This window comes from Streptomyces sp. NPDC055189 (genome assembly GCF_053606765.1).
The window spans coordinates 16,452-34,165 of the sequence record NZ_JBSGSG010000040.1; the positions used below are offsets into that span (position 1 = coordinate 16,452).

Annotated in this window: 19 protein-coding genes; 6 read left to right on the top strand and 13 right to left on the bottom strand. The window is 70.8% G+C overall.

The window, feature by feature from the left end; translation table 11 throughout:
- Position 1: 1 nt before the first annotated feature.
- Genes ACWFR3_RS25835 through ACWFR3_RS25850 form a run of 4 tightly spaced genes read left to right on the top strand, consistent with a single transcriptional unit; the run spans position 2 to position 2,814 of the window.
- Positions 2-526, top strand: a complete 525-nt coding sequence (locus ACWFR3_RS25835; protein WP_453737004.1) for a roadblock/LC7 domain-containing protein — start codon at positions 2-4, stop codon at positions 524-526.
- Entirely contained in the window at positions 523-927 is a 405-nt protein-coding gene (locus tag ACWFR3_RS25840) for a DUF742 domain-containing protein (protein WP_453737005.1), read from the top strand. Before ACWFR3_RS25835 ends, ACWFR3_RS25840 begins: the two co-directional genes overlap by 4 nt.
- The gene (locus ACWFR3_RS25845) at positions 908-1,537 is read left to right on the top strand and encodes a GTP-binding protein (RefSeq protein ID WP_453737006.1); all 630 of its coding nucleotides are present in this window, start codon (positions 908-910) and stop codon (positions 1,535-1,537) included. Before ACWFR3_RS25840 ends, ACWFR3_RS25845 begins: the two co-directional genes overlap by 20 nt.
- Before the next feature lie 44 nt (positions 1,538-1,581).
- Positions 1,582-2,814 carry a styrene monooxygenase/indole monooxygenase family protein gene (locus ACWFR3_RS25850; RefSeq protein ID WP_453737007.1) on the top strand — a complete coding sequence of 411 codons (1,233 nt, stop codon included), beginning with the start codon at positions 1,582-1,584 and terminating at the stop codon, positions 2,812-2,814.
- A 359-nt stretch (positions 2,815-3,173) separates the two neighbouring features.
- Here ACWFR3_RS25850 and ACWFR3_RS25855 read toward each other — a convergent pair whose 3' ends face one another.
- The 4 genes from ACWFR3_RS25855 to ACWFR3_RS25870 form a co-directional block, all read right to left on the bottom strand.
- Positions 3,174-4,367, bottom strand: coding sequence for an NlpC/P60 family protein (locus ACWFR3_RS25855; protein ID WP_453737008.1), 1,194 nt, complete (start codon positions 4,365-4,367; stop codon positions 3,174-3,176).
- Between the two features lie 211 nt (positions 4,368-4,578).
- Positions 4,579-4,860, bottom strand: a complete 282-nt coding sequence (locus tag ACWFR3_RS25860) for a hypothetical protein (RefSeq protein WP_453737009.1) — start codon at positions 4,858-4,860, stop codon at positions 4,579-4,581.
- A 33-nt stretch (positions 4,861-4,893) separates the two neighbouring features.
- Positions 4,894-5,622, bottom strand: a complete 729-nt coding sequence (locus ACWFR3_RS25865) for a TetR/AcrR family transcriptional regulator (protein ID WP_453737010.1) — start codon at positions 5,620-5,622, stop codon at positions 4,894-4,896.
- 59 nt (positions 5,623-5,681) lie between these two features.
- Entirely contained in the window at positions 5,682-6,620 is a 939-nt protein-coding gene (locus tag ACWFR3_RS25870) for an AurF N-oxygenase family protein (protein ID WP_453737011.1), read from the bottom strand.
- 207 nt (positions 6,621-6,827) lie between these two features.
- On the opposite strand from ACWFR3_RS25870, the gene ACWFR3_RS25875 reads away from it, so the two are divergent.
- On the top strand, positions 6,828-7,934 hold the full coding sequence (locus ACWFR3_RS25875; RefSeq protein ID WP_453737012.1) for a ferritin-like domain-containing protein: 1,107 nt from the start codon (positions 6,828-6,830) through the stop codon (positions 7,932-7,934).
- Positions 7,935-7,942: 8 nt separating this feature from the next.
- Here the strand turns inward: ACWFR3_RS25875 and ACWFR3_RS25880 are convergent, their stop codons facing one another.
- The 6 genes from ACWFR3_RS25880 to ACWFR3_RS25905 form a co-directional block, all read right to left on the bottom strand.
- Positions 7,943-9,403, bottom strand: a complete 1,461-nt coding sequence (locus ACWFR3_RS25880; protein WP_453737013.1) for a penicillin-binding transpeptidase domain-containing protein — start codon at positions 9,401-9,403, stop codon at positions 7,943-7,945.
- A complete protein-coding gene (locus tag ACWFR3_RS25885; protein ID WP_453737014.1) occupies positions 9,400-10,773 on the bottom strand; it encodes an FtsW/RodA/SpoVE family cell cycle protein in 1,374 nt (457 codons plus the stop codon). Before ACWFR3_RS25885 ends, ACWFR3_RS25880 begins: the two co-directional genes overlap by 4 nt.
- 64 nt (positions 10,774-10,837) lie before the next feature.
- The gene (locus tag ACWFR3_RS25890; protein ID WP_453737015.1) at positions 10,838-11,197 is read right to left on the bottom strand and encodes an SH3 domain-containing protein; all 360 of its coding nucleotides are present in this window, start codon (positions 11,195-11,197) and stop codon (positions 10,838-10,840) included.
- A gap of 130 nt (positions 11,198-11,327) precedes the next feature.
- Positions 11,328-12,545: an ATP-binding protein gene (locus ACWFR3_RS25895; protein ID WP_453737052.1), complete on the bottom strand. Its 1,218-nt coding sequence runs from the start codon at positions 12,543-12,545 to the stop codon at positions 11,328-11,330.
- Between the two features lie 80 nt (positions 12,546-12,625).
- A complete protein-coding gene (locus ACWFR3_RS25900) occupies positions 12,626-13,393 on the bottom strand; it encodes a hypothetical protein (RefSeq protein WP_453737016.1) in 768 nt (255 codons plus the stop codon).
- A gap of 110 nt (positions 13,394-13,503) precedes the next feature.
- The gene (locus ACWFR3_RS25905; protein WP_453737053.1) at positions 13,504-14,091 is read right to left on the bottom strand and encodes a class F sortase; all 588 of its coding nucleotides are present in this window, start codon (positions 14,089-14,091) and stop codon (positions 13,504-13,506) included.
- 448 nt (positions 14,092-14,539) lie between these two features.
- Between ACWFR3_RS25905 and ACWFR3_RS25910 the strand changes: the two genes are divergently transcribed.
- Entirely contained in the window at positions 14,540-15,343 is an 804-nt protein-coding gene (locus ACWFR3_RS25910) for an NERD domain-containing protein (RefSeq protein WP_453737017.1), read from the top strand.
- Positions 15,344-15,350: 7 nt separating this feature from the next.
- Here the strand turns inward: ACWFR3_RS25910 and ACWFR3_RS25915 are convergent, their stop codons facing one another.
- The 3 genes from ACWFR3_RS25915 to ligD form a co-directional block, all read right to left on the bottom strand.
- Positions 15,351-15,779 (bottom strand): nuclear transport factor 2 family protein, encoded by a 429-nt coding sequence (locus ACWFR3_RS25915; protein ID WP_453737018.1) that lies wholly within the window; start codon positions 15,777-15,779, stop codon positions 15,351-15,353.
- Between the two features lie 137 nt (positions 15,780-15,916).
- Positions 15,917-16,798 (bottom strand): ATP-dependent DNA ligase, encoded by an 882-nt coding sequence (locus ACWFR3_RS25920; RefSeq protein WP_453737019.1) that lies wholly within the window; start codon positions 16,796-16,798, stop codon positions 15,917-15,919.
- Entirely contained in the window at positions 16,795-17,691 is an 897-nt protein-coding gene (gene ligD, locus ACWFR3_RS25925; protein ID WP_453737020.1) for a non-homologous end-joining DNA ligase, read from the bottom strand. Before ligD ends, ACWFR3_RS25920 begins: the two co-directional genes overlap by 4 nt.
- Between the last annotated feature and the right edge of the window lie 23 nt (positions 17,692-17,714).

Sequence of the window (17,714 nt, forward strand, 5' to 3'; positions counted from 1 at the left end):
CATGCGCTCACCCGGTTCTTCCGGCGGAAGCAGTACTTCCACCGCCAATGAGAGAACCGCCGGGTTCGGGCTGAGCAGCGAAGCCCGCAACCTGCACTGGCTGCTCACGAACCTCGTCGAGGAGGTGCCGGGCCTGCTTTCGGTCGCGGTGGTCTCCTCCGACGGACTGCTCCTGCTCTCCTCCGACCCCGCCCGCAACAACGAACAGGCGGTCGACAACAGTTCGGGCCCCAAAGGCTCAAGCGCGGACCTCGCCACCATCGTGTCCGGCCTCGGCTCCCTCTGCATCGGCGCAGGCAAGCTGATGGACGCGGGAGCGGTCAAGCAGACCGTCGTCGCCATGGAGGAGGGCAGCCTCTTCGTGATGTCGATCAGCGACGGCTCGCTGCTCGGCGTGCACGCCACCCCGGACTGCGACATGAGCGTCGTCGCGTACCACATGGCGCTCTTCGTGGGCCGCGCCGGGCATGTCCTCACCCCCGAACTCCGCAGTGAGCTGCGCCAGTCGATGGAGAGCGTCCGATGAGCAGTAAGCCCGGCAAGCTGCCCCAGCGGGGCGGCGACCGCAAACCCGCCCGAGTACGCCCGTACTCGCTCACCGGCGGACGCACCCGCTTCGGCCACGTCCTGCTCGTCGAGACGTTCGTCGCCGCCCTCGAAGCCCCCGAGGAGCGCCGCGAACTGCCGCAGGGCAACGCCACCGCCCGCGTCATGCCGGAGATGCGGGCCATCGTCGAGATCTGCCGCCGTATGCGTACGGTCGCGGAGATCGCCGCGCTTTTGAAGATGCCGCTCGGCGTGGTCCGCGTACTGCTCAGCGACCTCGCAGACCAGGGAAAGATCCGCGTGTACGGAACGGGCCACGGCCCGGGACAGCCGGACCGCGCACTGCTGGAAAGGGTGCTCAGTGGACTCCGCCGTCTCTGACCTCCGTCACCCGGGCCCCGACCCGGACGAGAACCTCCAAGCCTGGCAGACGGACCGTACCCGGGCCCCGATCGCGACGAAGATCGTGGTCGCGGGCGGCTTCGGCGTCGGCAAGACGACCCTGGTCACGGCCGTCTCCGAGATCACGCCCCTCCAGACGGAGGCGCTGATGACGCAGGCGAGCGAGGACACGGACGACCTCACGTCGACCCCGGACAAGACCACGACCACGGTCGCCATGGACTTCGGCCGGATCACGCTCGACGACGACCTCGTGCTCTACCTCTTCGGTACGCCGGGGCAGCAGCGCTTCTGGTTCATGTGGGACGACCTGGTGCGTGGCGCGATCGGCGCCGTCGTCCTCGCCGACACCCGCCGGCTTCCCGACTGCTTCCCCGCGCTCGACTACTTCGAGAGCTGCGGTCTGCCGTACATCGTGGCCGTCAACCACTTCGACGGCACCGAGGAGTTCGATCCCGCCGACGTCCGTGAGGCGCTGACGATCCCGCCGCACATACCGGTGCTGATTATGGACGCGCGGCAGCGGATCTCGGTGATCGAGTCGCTGCTCTCGCTGGTGGGCCACGCCCTCGCAGCAACCCCCGAATAGCCTTTCCCAGTTTTTTCAGTACGTCAGTACGTAGGAGAGTCCGCATGCGGAAGATACTCGTCGTCGGAGCCGGTCAGGCCGGGCTCCAGATAGCTCTCGGACTCCAGTCGCAGGGGTACGAGGTCACCCTGATGTCCAACCGCACGGCGGACGAGGTCCGGTCCGGCCGTGTGATGTCCACGCAGTGCATGTTCCACACGGCGCTGCAGCACGAGCGCGACCTCCAGCTGAACTTCTGGGAGTCGCAGGCCCCCAAGATCGAGGGCGTCGGCGTCTCGGTCGCCGGGCCCGACTCCTCCCGCGTCATCGACTGGGTCGGCAAGCTGGACGGGTTCGCCCAGTCCGTCGACCAGCGCGTGAAGATGGCGGGCTGGATGGAGACGTTCGCGCAGCGGGGCGGCCAGCTGGTCATCCACGGCGCGGCGGTCTCCGACCTCGACTACTTCTCCCGCACGTACGACCTGGTGCTCGTCTCGGCGGGCAAGGGCGAGCTCGTCTCGATGTTCGAGCGGGACGCCTCGCGCTCCCCCTACGACGCGCCCCAGCGTGCGCTCGCCGTCGCGTACGTCCACGGGATGGGAGTGCGGCCCGAGCACCCCGAGTTCGACGCGGTGCGGTGCAACCTGGTGCCGGGTGTGGGCGAGCTCTTCGTCATGCCGACGCTGACGACGTCCGGGCGCGCGGACATCCTGTTCTGGGAGGGCGTGCCGGGCGGTCCGCTCGACGTCTTCCAGGGGGTCAAGGACCCCTCCGAGCACCTGGCGCTGACGCTGGAGCTCATGGAGAAGTACACGCCGTGGGAGTACGCGCGGGCGACCAAGGTCGAGCTGACGGACGCGGGCGGCACGCTGTCCGGCCGTTACGCGCCGACCGTGCGCAATCCGATCGGCCGGCTGCCGGGCGGCGGGGCCGTCCTCGGCGTCGCGGACGTCGTCGTCGCGAACGACCCGATCACGGGGCAGGGCTCCAACTCGGCGTCCAAGTGCGCCGCCGCCTACCTCTCCTCGATCGTCGCGCACGGCGACAAGCCGTTCGACGAGGAGTGGATGCAGTCCACGTTCGACCGGTACTGGGAGACGGCGCAGCACGTCACCAAGTGGACGAACGCGATGCTGTCGCCGCCGCCGGAGCATGTCCTGAACCTGATCGGGGCGGCGGGCCAGCTCCAGCCGGCGGCGGACCGCTTCGCGAACGGCTTCAATGACCCGGCGGACTTCGAGAACTTCTTCTATGAGCCGGAGAAGACTGGGGCGTACCTCACGGGTCTTTCGGGCTAGTTCGTAGCCGGGGCTGGTTCCTGCCGCTTCGCGGCGGGCGCCCCCACCCACCCGCCCGTTCACTCCGCGTTTCCGCCCGCACCGAACAGGCCCTCCCACCCACCCGCCCGTTCACCCCGCGTCTTCACCGCAACGAACGGGCCTTTCCCGCCCACCCACCCATTACCCCGCGGGGCAATCGGGCGGGTGGGCGGGAAATGCCTGTTCAGAGGGCTACTGCTTCGGGGTGAACGGGCGGGCGGGTGGGAGTGCCTGTTCGGTGCGGTGAGGACGCGGGGTAATCGGGTGGTGGGTGGGAAGGCCTGTTCGGTGCGGCTGAGGTTCGGGGTGAACGGGTGGGTGGGTGGGGGAGGTGCCGTTCAGGCCCCGCGCCCAGCGCCCGCTCGGTCGTACCCCGAGTCCTCGCCCTTCCGCGCCCCCCGCGGCAGTTTCGGCGGGACGTAGTTTTTCATCGGCTTGGCTGCCGGGTCCGGGCGTACCGCTCCCAGCAGGGGGTTCGAGGCGATGGGGGAGACCTTCACCCGGGTTCCGGGGCGCGGGGCCTGGATGACCATGCCGTCGCCCAGGTACATCGCCACATGCGTGGCCTTGGGGAAGTAGACGATCAGGTCGCCCGGCCGCAGCTTCCGCAGGGAGACCCGACGCAGCTGCGCCCACTGCTCCTGCGACGTACGGGGGATCTCCTTCCCCGCCTTGGCCCACGCCCGTGACGTGAGCCCCGAGCAGTCGAAGGACTTGGGTCCCTCCGCGCCCCACTTGTACGGCTTCCCGATCTGCTTCACGGCGTAGTCGAGCGCCGAATCGCCCTTCCGGGACGGCGCGCGGGTCGGTGCGGGCCCCGGTGACCCCGCAGCCCCGGCGCCGGCCCCAGCCCCGGCCCCGCTCAGCGAGCCCGAGTCCAGGAACTTTCGCTGCGCGGCGGCCATCCCCTCCTCCTCGGCCCGGGCGAGGTCCGCCAACTGGTCCGTGCTCAGCGAGGCGAGCAGCTCCTCGACCTCCTTCAGCTGCCCCTTGACCGAGTCCCGTGCTTCCTTCTGCTCGGCGGCGAGGCCGACTTGGGTCTCCAGGGCGCTCTTGGCGTCGGCCGCGAGCGTGGCCGCCGTCTGCTCGCCGCCGACGAGACGGTCCAGCGTCGCGGCGCGCTCCGCGGCGACCCGGCCGATCACATGGCCCTGGTCGATGGCCTGCTGCGGGTTGCGTGCGAGGAGGAGGCGTACGTAGGGGGAGATCTCCGTGGTGCCCTGGTACTGCTGGCGTGCGAAGCGGCCCGCCGCGCCCTTGCTGTCGCGCACTGAGGTCCTGGCGCGGGCCAGGCTGCCGTTCAGGCGGGTGACCTCGGCGCGCTGTTCCTTCAGCTTCTCCGCGGTCGCGTTGTACGTCTCCGTGGACTCCTCGGCCTTCCGGTACAGCTCCTGAAGGTCCGTCAGAAGTTCGGCGACCGGGCGCTCGGTGGCGTTGTCGGGCTCCGGGACGGCGTACGCCGGAGACGCCGTCGCAAGCAGCGCACCGACCGCCGTACCCGTACCGACCCACCGCAGCAGCCTGCCTGACATGCCATCACCTCCGGTGCGCGGCGGCACGTCCGCCCCGCACCGCGAGCATCAGCCGCCCCGGTGCGGCCCGCCTCCGGAAGGTGCGCGGGTTGGCGCAATGCGATCACTCGTCCAGGGCCCCACGGCGCGCCGCCCTTGCCCGGAACTGCAGAGGAACCGCAGAGGAACCGCAGAGGAACCGCGGAGGAACCGCAGTGGAACCCGGCCGGACTCAGCCCGCCCCGCCGCCCGGCTTCGACCACGGCCACTTGAGCCCGGACCCGGCCTTGTCGCCCTCGGGGTCGTACTCGTACTTCCAGCCCTGGTGCAGCCCGAGCCGCTTGCCCGCGGCCTTGGCCACCCTGCGGTATACCAGCACGGTCTCCGGACCGCCCGCCTCGTCCGGCACCGGGACCCGGTACACCTTCGGGGGGTGGCCGGTGGGGCCGAGCAGGATGGGCAGTACGCGGCCGTCCAGGGGGCCACCCACGAAGGGGGTGTCTTCGCTCTTCACCGGGCCAGTGTCACAGCAGGCGACTGCCGCACGTCACAGCAGGTGCGCCGCGTCGCTCACCACGGGAAGCACCCGCCGGGCGAGCGAGCCCGCGGGGCCTTCGGCCGTCTCCAGGGCCAGCGCCACCCGTACCGCCTCGGCGGCCTGCGGGTCGCGGCCCGCGGAGGCCACCAGGACCGCCATGAACTGCTCGACCAGCCAGTCCCGCAACTCGTCGAGCGGCGGCTGCTTCTCCTCGTCGAGCCAGATCAGGGACGCCGCCTCGACGGAGGTGATCCACATCCGCACCGTCATCCGCAGCCGCGGGCCCGTGGCGCCGACGACCTCCAGGTGGGCCAGGATGTGATCGGCGGCCGTCCTGCGCACCTCGTCCACGATGGCGGTCGTCCGCGAGGTCTCCACGACGCTGCCGCCCTGCAGGAGCGCGCTGAACCCGGCGTCGTGCTGGTCGACAAAGGCGAGATAGCGGTCGAGGGCGTTCGCGAGGCGCTGGGTGAGCGGCCCCTCGGGCGGCTCGGCGAAGCACTGCTCCAACTCGTCGGCGGCGGAGCGCAGCGCGGCCTCGTACAACTGCTGCTTGCCGCCGGGGAAGTAGCGGTAGACGAGCGGCCGGGAGACACCGGCCGCCTCCGCCACGTCGTCGAGGGAGACCTCGTCGGGTGCGCGCACCGCGAAAAGGGACAGGGCAGCCTCCTTGAGCTGCCGCTGCCGCTCTTCGACACTGAGGCGCCGGTACGCGCGGGTGGGAGCAGGCGAGGTCATGCCTCGAAGCGTATCCGCCCTTTCGAACAAGCGCCCCGGAACCCTGCGTACCCTCTTCGCTACGCCAGAAGTCCCGAGCTCCTCCACAGCCGCCGCCCCGCTCCCCGCAGCACCCCGATGTCGTCCAAGAAGTCAGTCAGGCGCTTGGCTCCCGTCTGCATGATTTCGCGGCGGTGCGCGCTCGCCTTGACCTGGGCCATGGCCTCGCGCTTGTCCAGGCCGACGTTCGTGTAGACCTCGGGGTTGATGAAGGCGACGGAGAAGACGCGGGCGAACTCGCCGGAGGTGAGGCGCGTGAATTCCTGGGACCAGCGGGGTGCCGTCACCATCTGGCGGCGCAGCTCCTCACGGGCGTACCGCACATGGCGCGCCTCCTCCACGACGTGGATGCGCGTGACACCGCGCACCAGGGTCTGGACGCGCTCGTCGGGGAACGTCAGGCGCTGCATCCAGTCGAGGATCTCCTCGCCGAGCAGCGTCGCGGTGAACGAACCGGGCGTCGTCGAGATGGTCTTGAAGAGGCGGCCCAGGTTCCGGTGCACGGTACTGACCGGGTAGTACGGCGTGTCCCCGCGCGTGATCAGGCGCGCGAACATCTTCGAGTGCCGGCACTCGTCCTCGATCTCGGTCAGGGCGTACCGCACGTGCGCGCTCGTGGCGGGCTTGTCGTAGATGTGCCGTACGAGCAGCTGCATCAGGATCAGTTCGAACCAGATGCCGAGCGAGGCGAGCGCCGCGGCCTCGTGCTGGGAGAGGGCGATGCGCTGCTCCTCGCTCATCCGCCGCCACATCGGCGTGCCGTAGAGGGAGAGGAGTTCCGGGGGCCAGAACCATTTGCCCTCCTCGAAGGGGGCCTCCCAGTCCAGCTCCTTGTCGGGGTCGAAGGAGTGCTTGGCGGAGGACTCCAGGAGCCGTTCCGCCACCCGCTCCCGGTCCTTGAGCGCTCCCAGAGCGTCCCGCAGCCCTTCGATCGCCGCGTCCTGCGTGATGGTCGTCATGACTCTGCCCCTGCCTCGTCGTCACAGTTACCGGCGGTCACGAATTATGAGACTGCCTGTCAGCAAGGCCGTCAATCCCTTGCGCACGACTTGTTGACCGGGCGTCTACGAACGTGTGAGCCTGCCAACTATCAACTAGTACAAGGCAGTCGAAAAGCAGCACGAGGCGAGTACGGAGAGTCCGAGGCCACTTCCTAGGAGCCGTCAGTGTCCACTCACGAGCTGTACACACACGCCCCCGACGAGACCACCTGGCAGATACCGGCGACCGGCGCGGCCCGCTTCAGCTGGGAGTACGACGAGGGCCGCGACCGGCTCCTCGCCCTCTACCAGAAGGGCAAGGACAAGCAGTGGGACGGCGCCAAGCGCATCGCTTGGGACCTGGAGGTCGACCCGTACGACCCCCTGGGCACCCCCGACGAGTCCATGTCGCTCTACGGAACCCGCCACTGGGCCAAGATGACCGACCGCGACAAGGGTGAGCTGCGCAAGCACTACGCCTCCTGGCAGTTCAGCCAGTTCCTGCACGGCGAGCAGGGCGCGATGGTGTGCGCGGCCCGCATCGTGGAGTCGGTCCCCGACCTCGACGCGAAGTTCTACTCCGCGACCCAGACCATGGACGAGGCGCGGCACGCGGAGGTCTACGGCCGCTTCCTGCACGACAAGATCGGCATGCTCTACCCGATCAACGACAACCTCAAGTCGCTGCTCGGCGACACCCTGCGCGACTCCCGCTGGGACATGCCCTACCTCGGCATGCAGGTCCTCATCGAGGGCCTCGCGCTCGCCGCCTTCGGCATGATCCGCGACACGACCGACAAGCCGCTGCCCAAGCAGATCCTCGCCTACGTCATGCAGGACGAGGCCCGGCACGTGGCCTTCGGCCGCATGGCCCTGCGCGACTACTACAAACAGCTCACCGACGCGGAACTGCGCGAGCGCGAGGAATTCGTCATCGAGGGCTGCTACTTGATGCGCGACCGGCTGCGCGGCGTCGAGGTCCTGGAGAACTTCGGCATCCCGAAGGCCGAGGCCGAGGAGTGCAGCGAGAACTCCGAGTTCCTCGCCCTCTTCCGGCAGCTGCTCTTCAGCCGCATCGTGCCGTGCGTCAAGGACATCGGCCTGTGGGGCAAGCGGCTCCAGGAGGCCTACGTCGACATGGGCGTCTTCGAGATGGGCAACGCCAACCTCGACCAGCTGATGGCGCAGGACGAGGAGATCGCCGAGAAGCTGGACGCCGAGCGGTTCGCCGCGGAGGAGGGCGAGCGGGTGGCGGAGGTCGAGGACATGATCGCCGCCGGCGAGGGGAAGTAGGGCCGGGGTCAGGAACCCGCGAGCACCGCCTCCATCACCGCCTTCGCGACCGGCGCCGCGCTCCCGCCCCCGCTGATGTCCCCCCGGTCCGCAGCCGCGTCCTCGACCACCACGGCCACCGCCACGGAGGGCTGTGCCTCGCCGGACTTCTGGGCCCAGGAGATGAACCAGGCGTACGGCGTGCCCGAGTTGTCGATGCCGTGCTGGGCCGTGCCCGTCTTGCCGCCGACCGTCGCCCCGGGGATCGCCGCGTTGCCGCCGGTGCCCTCCTCGACCACCCCGGTCATCAGCTCCCGCAGCTGCATCGCCGTGGCCGGGTTCATCGCCCGGTGCAGGGAGCTGGTGCCGGTGTTGCGCACCACGTCGCCGTCGTCGGTCGTGGTCTCGTCCACCAGGTGCGGGGACTCGACCGAGCCGCCGTTGGCCACCGCCGCCGAGACCATCGCCATCTGCAGGGGCGTCGCCCTCGTGTCGTACTGGCCGATCGAGGAGAGCGCCAGCTGAGCGGAGTCCATGGACGTGTCGAAGTTGCTCGCCGCCACCGATGACGGGATCTTCAGGCCGCTGTCGTTGAAGCCGAAGTTCCGCGCCGTGCCCAGCATGTCGCTCAGGCCGGTGTCGGCGCCCAGCTTGGCGAAGACCGTGTTGCAGGACCACTCGAAGGCATAGCGGAGAGAGGCGTTCTTGCAGCCCTCGACCTCGTTCGTCAGCTGCGTGCTGGTGCCGGGCAGGGTGTACGGGGCGGGGGACTTGGTGTCGGCGTCCAGGTCCATGACCGTGCCCGCGTCGAGGGCCGCCGCGGCCGTCACCACCTTGAACGTCGAGCCGGGCGGATAGGTCTGGCGGATCGCCCGGTTCAGCATCGGCTTGTCGGAGCTCCGGTTCAGCGAGGCCCAGGACCGCGCCACCGACGAACTGGTGCCGGAGAGCCGCTCGGGATCGTACGAAGGGGTGCTGACCAGGGCCAGGATCTTCCCGCTCGACGGCTCGATCGCGGCGACCGCCCCCTTCTTGCCGCCGAGCCCCGCGTACGCGGCCTGCTGAGCGGCAGCCCTGATCGTGGTCCGCACCTGCCCGCCCGGGTTCTGGGTGCGGCTGATGTCGTTCCACAGGGGGAGCGGGGCGAGCATCGGGTCGGTGCCGGAGAGGATGTCGTCCTCGGCGTTCTCCAGGAGGGCCGTGCCGTAGACCTGCGAGGCGTAGCCGGTCACCGGGGCGTACAACGGGCCGTTCTTGTACGTGCGTTCATAGCGGAGCTGCTCCCCGGTGTCCTTGGACCCGGTGACCGGGCGGCCGTCGACCATGATGTCGCCGCGCGGCTGGCCGAAGCGGGTGATGGCCTGGCGGCGGTTGGCGGAGTTGTCGTCGAAGCGCCCGGCCTGGACGACCTGCACGCGGGTCGCGTTCACGAGCAGGGCGATGAGCAGCAGGGCGCAGGACGCGGCGGCGTGCCGGATGTACCTGGTCACGTGGCCCCCTCCGCCGGCTCGGCGGGCCCCACCGGCTGGCTGCGCGCCGAGTCGCTGACCCGGATGAGCAGCGCCACGATGATCCAGTTGGTGACGACGGAGGAGCCGCCCTGCGCGAGGAAGGGCATCGCCATGCCGGTCAGCGGGATGAGCCCGGTCACGCCGCCCGCGATCACGAACACCTGAAGGGCGACGATCGAGGCGAGCCCGACCGCGAGCAGCCGCCCGAAGGAGTCCCGCAGGGCGAGCCCCGCCCGGAAGCCGCGCTCCACCAGAAGCGCGTAGAGCAGGAAGATCGCCGCGAGCCCCGCGAGGCCGAGCTCCTCGCCCGCCGTCGCCAGGATGAAGTCGGACTTGGCGGCGAAGCCGATGAGGATGGAGTGCCCGAGGCCGAGCCCGGTGCCGAGCATCCCGCCGGCCGCGAACGCGAACAGCGACTGCGCCAGTTGGTTGGGCCCCTCGCCCGCGTCGATGGAGGCGAAGGGGTGCAGCCAGTCCTCGACCCGGCCGTGCACATGGGGTTCGAGCGAGCCCACCGTGTACGCGCCGACCCCGGCGAGCACCAGGCCGACCGCGATCCAGCCGATGCGGCCGGTGGCGACGTACAGCAGGATCACGAAGAGCCCGAAGAAGAGCAGCGAGGTGCCGAGGTCCCGCTCCAGGACGAGCACGCCGACGCTGAGCAGCCAGATCGCGACGATCGGCCCGAGCACGCGCCCGGTCGGCAGCTGGAGCTTCGTCAGCTTCCAGACCGTACGGCCGGTGTACGCGAGCGCGTTGCGATTGGCGGAGAGATAGCTGGCGAAGAAGATCGCGAGCAGGATCTTCGCGAACTCGCCCGGCTGGATGGAGAATCCGCCGATCCTGATCCAGATCCGGGCGCCGTTCACGGCCGGGAAGAAGATCGGCACGATCATCAGGACCAGGGCGGCGACGACGCAGATGTACGCGTACCGCTGGAGGACCCGGTGGTCGCGCAGGATGAGCACGACGCCGATGAAGAGCGCCACGCCGACGGTGGACCAGACGAGTTGCGTGGGCGCCGCCTCGTCGCCGGGGGTCTCCAGGTCGAGCCGGTAGATCAGGACGAGACCGAGGCCGTTGAGGAGCACGGCGATCGGCAGGAGCAGCGGATCGGCGTACGGCGCGCGGAAGCGGACCGCGAGATGCGCGAGGAGCGCGAGAACGCCGAGCCCGGCGCCGTAACCGGCGGCGCCGGGCGGGACGGTGCCGTTCTTGGCGAGACCGACGTCGCAGTAGCCGTACACCGACAGCAGTACGGCCACGACGATCAGCGCGAGTTCGGTGCCACGGCGCCGGGGTACACGGACAGCGGGTACGGAGGGGGGCGCCGTCGCTGTTCCGGTCATGCTCCGGAACGTAGCAAGCGATAGGCCCTGATGTCCGCTTATGTCACGGTGCGCTGGTGAGACGTCAGCACCAGCGGGGCGCGGGCCCGATGTTGGAGATGTAGTGCGCGGCGCCCCATGCCCAGGTGCCGTTGGTAAGCAGGTACCAGCGGTTGTTGCCGCTCACGTTGCTGCCGGTCGTCTTGCAGTAGATGGAGACGATCCTGCCGTGCGGCACGCTGCGGACGACGCGGCTGCCACGGGTGGGGGCGGTGCGCAGGAGCAGTCCGCCCTTGGCGGTGACGCGGCCCTTGTAGATGCGCGGGTTGTTGTTGGCGTCGTCGGCGGCGACGGCGGAGGGGCTGGTGAGGGTGAGGGCGGCGAGTGCGCCGCCGGCGACGAGTATGCCGAGGCGGGTGCTGGTCGCGGTGGGCCGAAGGGACATGAGGGCCTCCTCTGGGGAAGGGCGGATGCGATGCGGCGCCGGGCCTTGGGATTCAGGTCATAAGCCGCAATTCGCACACTAAAATCGGCGCGCTGAGCGCGCAAAAGGTCACGCGGCGTCAAACCGCCCCTCAGGCAGCTCCGTCGGAGCCCCTGCCGCCGTCCCCGGCCGCCTCCTCGTACGGCAGCGTCAGCGTCGCCACCGCTCCGCCGTCCGGCGCGTTCGTGAACGTGAGCCGCGCGCCGAGCACCGCCGTCTGGCCCAGCGCGATCGTCAGACCGAGCCCGTGCCCGCGCGACGTCCCCTCCGTGCGGAACCGCTGCGGCCCGTGTTCCACCAGGTAATCGGGGTATCCGTCGCCGTGATCGCGCACCGAGACCACGGGCCCGTCGACGGTGAGGACGATGGGCAGCCGCCCGTGCTTGTCCGCGTTGGCGATGAGATTGCCGAGCACCCGCTCCAGGCGCCGCCGGTCGGTGAGAACGCAGGCATCGCGTACGACGACCAGCTCGGCACCGACTCCCGAACCCCGCGCCGCACGCTCGGCCAGTGGGGCGAGATGGTGGTCGTCCAGGTCCACGTGCTCGCTCTTCGCGTCGAGCCGGGAGATCTCCAGAAGGTCCTCGGTCAGGGTGCGCAGAGCGGCGACCCGGTCGCGCACCAGCTCCGTGGGACGCCCCGGCGGAAGGAGCTCGGCCGCCGCGTGCAGGCCGGTCAGCGGCGTGCGCAGCTCGTGCGCCACGTCCGCCGTGAACCGCTGCTCGCTCTGGAGCTTGCCCTGCAGCGAGGACGCCATCGTGTCGAGGGCGCCGGAGACCGCCGCCACCTCGTCCTGGCTGCGGGACGGCTCGCGGGTGCGCGGATCGTTCACGCGGGCGTCGAGGTCGCCCGCGCTGATCCGGCGCGCCACCCGGGCCGTCTGGTGCAGGCGCCGCGTCACGCGCGTCACGGCGAACGCCCCGACCAGGAGCGTCGCCCCGATCGCGAGGACCGAAGAGCCGAGGATCGCCCGGTCGAGTCCGTCGATGGTGCGGGCGCCCTGCGCGTAGTCGACCTGGACGGCGATGGCGCGCCGGTCCGTGGTGGGACCCGCGGCCCACATCGTCGGCCGGGAGTCCTGTGTGTCGACCATCGTGCCGCGCTCCCCGCCGACCGCGAGTTCCCGCAGTCGCGAGGGAAGCCCCGCCGGGTCGATCCCGGCCCCGTGGCCGAGGTCGTCGCCCGCCTCGTACGCCTCGGTGGCGTCGTCGAGCCGGGTGAGTGCGTGGTCGCGGGCCTGGCCCACGGTCTGGTTGGTCACCGAGACATGGACGAGGGCGCCGAGCAGCGCGGCGAGCGCGCAGCACATGACGGTGATGAAGAGCGCTGCCTTCCAGGTCAGCGTCGCCGTCCAGGCGGGGAGCCGCGGCCCGCGCGGCAGCCGGTGGCTCACGGGCTCTCGCTCACGGAGGGGGCGGGGCGGACGCTGCCCGCGGGTTCGGGCTTGCGGGACGGCTTGCGCGAGGGCTTGCCGGACGGCGCGTCCGGGGACCGTACGATCTCGTCGGTCGTCGGCAGCATCGTCTTCTGGTGGGAGTCCCAGGACCAGACGGTGCGGTACTCGTACCCCTGCATGCCGGACACGGCGCGGACTATCACCTCGTGCCCGGCGAGCTCGACGCCGAGCACCGCGTCCCCCATCTCCATGATCTGCGTGAGCTGCCCCTTCTCCAGGGCGTAGGCGCGGATGTCGAGGTTCTCGGCGTGCCCCTTCGCAAGCCGGATGCCGACGATCAGGTCGTCCTTGCCGTCGCCGGTGAGATCGCGGTAGTAGGCGTTGAGCACCGGGCACTCGTCGTCGCCGGTGCGGTCGCTGTCGCACGCGTCCAGTTGCCGGGCGGTCGCCTTGTAGACGGCGTCGGAGCGGCTGTACATCCCCGGATTCTTGTCGAAATCGGCCTTGGCGACGGCGACGGGGTTCACCTTGTGCAGATCCCCGTCCGGCACGCTCACGCCCTTGACCGGCACGCTCTCTATCGTTCCGTAGTCCTCGGCGGGCGCGGACGGGGGCGGCAGCTTCGGCCACAGGCGGGTGGGTGCCTCGGCGGTGGGTGTCGTGCCCGCGCCGCGCAGGTCGCCCGGGTCGCCGCAGCCGCCGGCCAGCAGGGCTGCGGACAGGACGAGGCCCGCTGCGAGCGCGGGACGGCTGCGGTGCACTGCACTCCTGCCTGCCGGCGGAGCGGCCACGGGGGTGGCGGCTCGGCTGCGGCGCTTGGTTCGGTTGCGCCGCTGCGGGTTCCGGCTTTCCGGCTTTCCGGCTTTCCGGCTTACGGCGCGAGGTCGGCGTAGAGAATGATGTTGTCGGTGCGGTGGCCGTCCTTGATCGGCCCGCCACAGGTCAGCAGGCGCAGCTCGGGGCGGCCGGTCGCCCCATACACCTTATGGGTGGGGAAGTTCTTTTTGTCCACCTGTTCAATCTCGCGCACCTTGAACGTCGCGGTACTCCCGTCCGCTCGCGGCACCTCGATCTCGTCCCCCATTCTCACCTCCGCCACGTTCTTCATCAGCGCGGGCCCCTTCGCGGTGTCGTAGTGCGCGACCAGAACGGCCGCCCCCTTCTCGCCCGGAGTGACGCCTCCGGTCCACCAGCCCGGCTCGTCCGCCTTGTCCACGGGGGGTACGCCGAGGGCGCCGTCCGCGCCCACGCCGAGGTCGAGCATCGACTCGGCGTCGACACCGGCCGCCGGTATCCGCAGGCCGGTCGGGCGGGACTTCTCCAGCGGGGCGCGGGGGTCGGCGGCCGGTGCGGCGGAGGCGTGGTCGACCCTGACGTCGGCCGCGGGGTCCGAGGAGCCCTGGCCGCACGCGATCAGGCCGAAGCCGAGGGCGGCCGTGAGGGTGGCGGCGGCCGCTATGCGGGCGGGGTGGCGGCGCTTTGCGGGGGTGGGGGCGGGTGTAGGGGCCGGGGCTTCTTCGGTGGGGGTGCTCACGGGGGCTCCTGGGGTCCAGGGTGGGGGTGCCGTGCGGCGGGTCGCTGCGGGGGCGGCGAAAAGGGGCATCCCTGACGCTATATGTCCGTGATTGCGGCAATTCATCGGCTATGTAACAGCGGGCCGTAACTGCGGGGGCGGTGCTGTCACGGATGGCACGCGGGCGCGGTCGCGTACGGGTCGCAGGCGGTATCGCGTACGGCTCGCGGGCGCTGTCACGCACGGTTCGCAGGCGCGGTCGCGCACGGTTCGCAGCCGCCGTCCCCTGCGGCTCGGCGGTCCCGCCGCCGATGGCTCAACTTCTCTCCGTGACGCCCGGCTTCTTGCCCCGGGCATGTCCTTGCTGCTCCCATGGGCGGTGGGGTGATGGTGCATGAGCGGATTGCGCGTCATACCGGCCCGGCGGCACGGGCAGGAGCGGCTGTACGTCTGCCTCGCGGACGGCAGGAGCCTCGCGTGGTACGAGAGGGAGTCGTCCCGCGTGAACCTGCTCAGCGAGGAGCACAGGGAGGCCGTCCTACGGGCCCTGGCCCCCTTCCTGACCGGCGGCTTCTCGGTCGGCCCACCGCCCGTCCCCACCCCCGCCGAGCTGGCCCGCCTCGCCCTCCACCCGGATGACGACCTGGCCCCGAACCGCCCCGGCGAGGCCCTCCTGATCGCCCTCGACCGCGACCCGGCCCCCGCCCGCCGGTTACGGGCCGATCCGCGGCAGCGCGCGCTCGCCGCCGAGCAGGCCATCGGCGAGGTGCTCGACGGCCTCGAAGGCGCGGGCTGGCACACCCTGCACTCGGTGCCGCTGCCGGGCGGCGCCCGCATGCATCACCTCCTGATCGGCCCCGGCGGTCTGTTCAGCGTCCACACTCTCCCCGCCCGCAAGCAGCGGGTCCGCGTCGCCGACCCGATGATCGCGGTCGGCCGCGCGGACCCGCGTCCACTCCTGAGGGAGATCCGCGCCGCCGCCGACCGGGCGTCCTTCGCGCTGACCGCCGAGATCCGCCCGGTCCTCGCCCTGTCCGGGGCGACGGCCCTCGACGTCACCGCACCGCCGCGCGAGGTGCGGATCGTGCGCGACGGCGAGGTATCGGCCCTCGCGGCCACCGGCGGCGTACTGAAACCGGCCGATGTCGAGGCGCTGCACGCGATGGCACGCGACCGGCACACGTGGCTGCGCGTCTAGGGCAGGGTCACAGGTTGTCGCCCCAGCCGCTCTGGATCATGGTCTGGAACGCCCAGGCACCGCCCCGCTTCAGCAGGATGTCGGCGTAGCGCAACTGCTGGGTCTCGCCGTTCGCGGTCATCACCGAGTCGGTGAAGACGACGGCCATGGCGGGGGAGAGGAAGACGGGCGTGCGCGTGGACTCGAAGGTGATGTCCTCGCTCCCGTCCCCCATCACGTGCGTCATCGTCGCGACGAACTGTTCCCGGCCCCATTGCGCGGAGCGCCCGCCGCCCGCGGAGTCGTCGCTGACCAGGTTGAGCGGGAAGACGGCCAGGTCGGCCATGCGCTCCACGTCGCGCCTCGCGCTGTGGGCGTCGTACTCGGCGAACCAGGCGGCCAGGCTCGCGCGGTCCTCGTCGGTCGGGACGTATCCGGTCTCGGGCAGAACGGTCATACAGACTCCTGATCAAGTTTGACTACTTCGGGTGCGCAGAGAAAGTTATGCTCGATCGCGCCAGTAGTCAAACTTGATTAGACGTGATGTCGGTCACGTTGGTGCCGGAGGGTGTTTCCCGGGCGTTTCCCGGCACCTCAGCGGAACCGCACGACCACCGCGGTCGCATGCCGGGTCGTGTTCTGCCGCACCTCCACCGTGACGGGCGGCTCGGCCGGCAGCGCGGCGTACGTGACCTCGCCGATCCCGATGGCGGTCGCGGTCCCCTCGCCCCTGGCCTCCGGCAGCGCCGCCCCGGCCGCTGTCCGCAGCGCGGGGCCGAGCGGCGATGACACCACGGGCGTGCCGTCCCCCGGCAGGACGAGCACCAGCGCCTGCGGACGGCCCCTGCTCCCGGTGAACCCGACGACCACCGCGTCCCGCGTGTCGCTGTGCCGCAGCTTCTGCCAGGCCCGGACGCCGCCCCGGTAGGTCCCGTCGAGCCGTTTGACCACCAGTCCCTCGATGCCGGTGGCGGGCAGGGTCTCGTACCAGGTCAGGGCCAGTTCGCGGTCGGTCGTCATCGGTACGGCCTGGAGCGGCGGCCCGAGCGGTTCCAGCAGGCGTACGAGGCGTACGCGCCGCTCCTCGTAGGGCAGGGCGCGGCAGTCCTCGCCCCGGTCGGCGAGCAGATCGAAGGCGGCGTACGAAGCGGGGAGCGTACGCGCGAGGTGCGTGGCGTGCGCGCGGGTGCCGGCGGCGCGGCGCTGGACGGCGGCGAAGTCGATGCGGCCGTCGGCCCAGACGACCACCTCGCCGTCGAGGACAGTCCCGTCCGGCAGCTGCTTCGCCGCCTCGGCGAGGTCGGGGAACGCGGTGGTGACCAGCCGCCCGGAACGGGCCTGAAGCCGCACGCGGTGGCCGTCGGCGAAGACGATCAGCCGGTGACCGTCGAACTTCGGCTCGTACGCCCAGCCGTCGCCCTGCGGCAGCGCGGTGACGGATTCGGCGAGGGCGGCCCGGAGGGGCGGGGCGATCATGTAGCGGCCGTGCGGGGGAGGGGACGGGCCCGGTCCGGATCGGTGAGCGGCTCCAGCAGATCCCCGTACTCCTCCAGACGGGCCGCGATGTCGCCGGCCAGGAAGACAAGGTCGGCCGGGTCGCCGCACGCCTCGACCTCTTCCCACGTCACGGGGGTGGAGACGGTCGGCTCCTCGCGGGCGCGGAGGGTGTAGGGGGTGGCGGTCGTCTTCGACGCGGCGTTCTGGCTGAAGTCGACGAAGACCTTGCCGGGGCGCAGGCTGCGCGTCATCCGGTGGACGACCAGGGCGGGCAGCTCGGCCTCGGCCTCCTTGGCGAGCTCCTTCGCGTACGCGGTGACCTCCTCGGACGGCGTCGGCGCCAGCGGGCAGAGCAGATGCAGCCCTTTGGATCCTGAGGTCTTCGCGTACACGTCCAGGCCGTCCGCTTCGAGCCGTTCGCGCAGCCAGAGGCCCGCACAGCAGCACTCGACGACGGTGGCGGGGGCGCCCGGATCGAGGTCCAGGACGAGCCGGTCGGCCATGGCCGGGGCGTCCGCCTGCCACTGCGGGGTGTGGAACTCGGTCACGAAATTGGCCGCCCACATCAGGGAGGCCAGATCGTTCACGACGATCTGCCGTACGTCTCCCTCCGAACGCGGCACCTCGGCGGTGTGCACCCAGGTGGGGGTGCCCGGCGGCACGTTCTTGGCGAAGAAGCGCTGGCCGTCCGGTCCGTCCGGGAAGCGCAGGAAGGAGACGGGCCGGTTGCGCAGATGGGTGAGGAGGGCCTCGGCGGTACTGGCGTAGTAGTGCAGCATCTCGCCCTTGGTGAAGCCCGATGCGGTGTAGAGGACCTTGTCGAGATTGCTGAGGGACAGCCGCCGCCCCTCCACCTCGGTGATCGGCGTCATACGATGAGAATCCCACGAATACG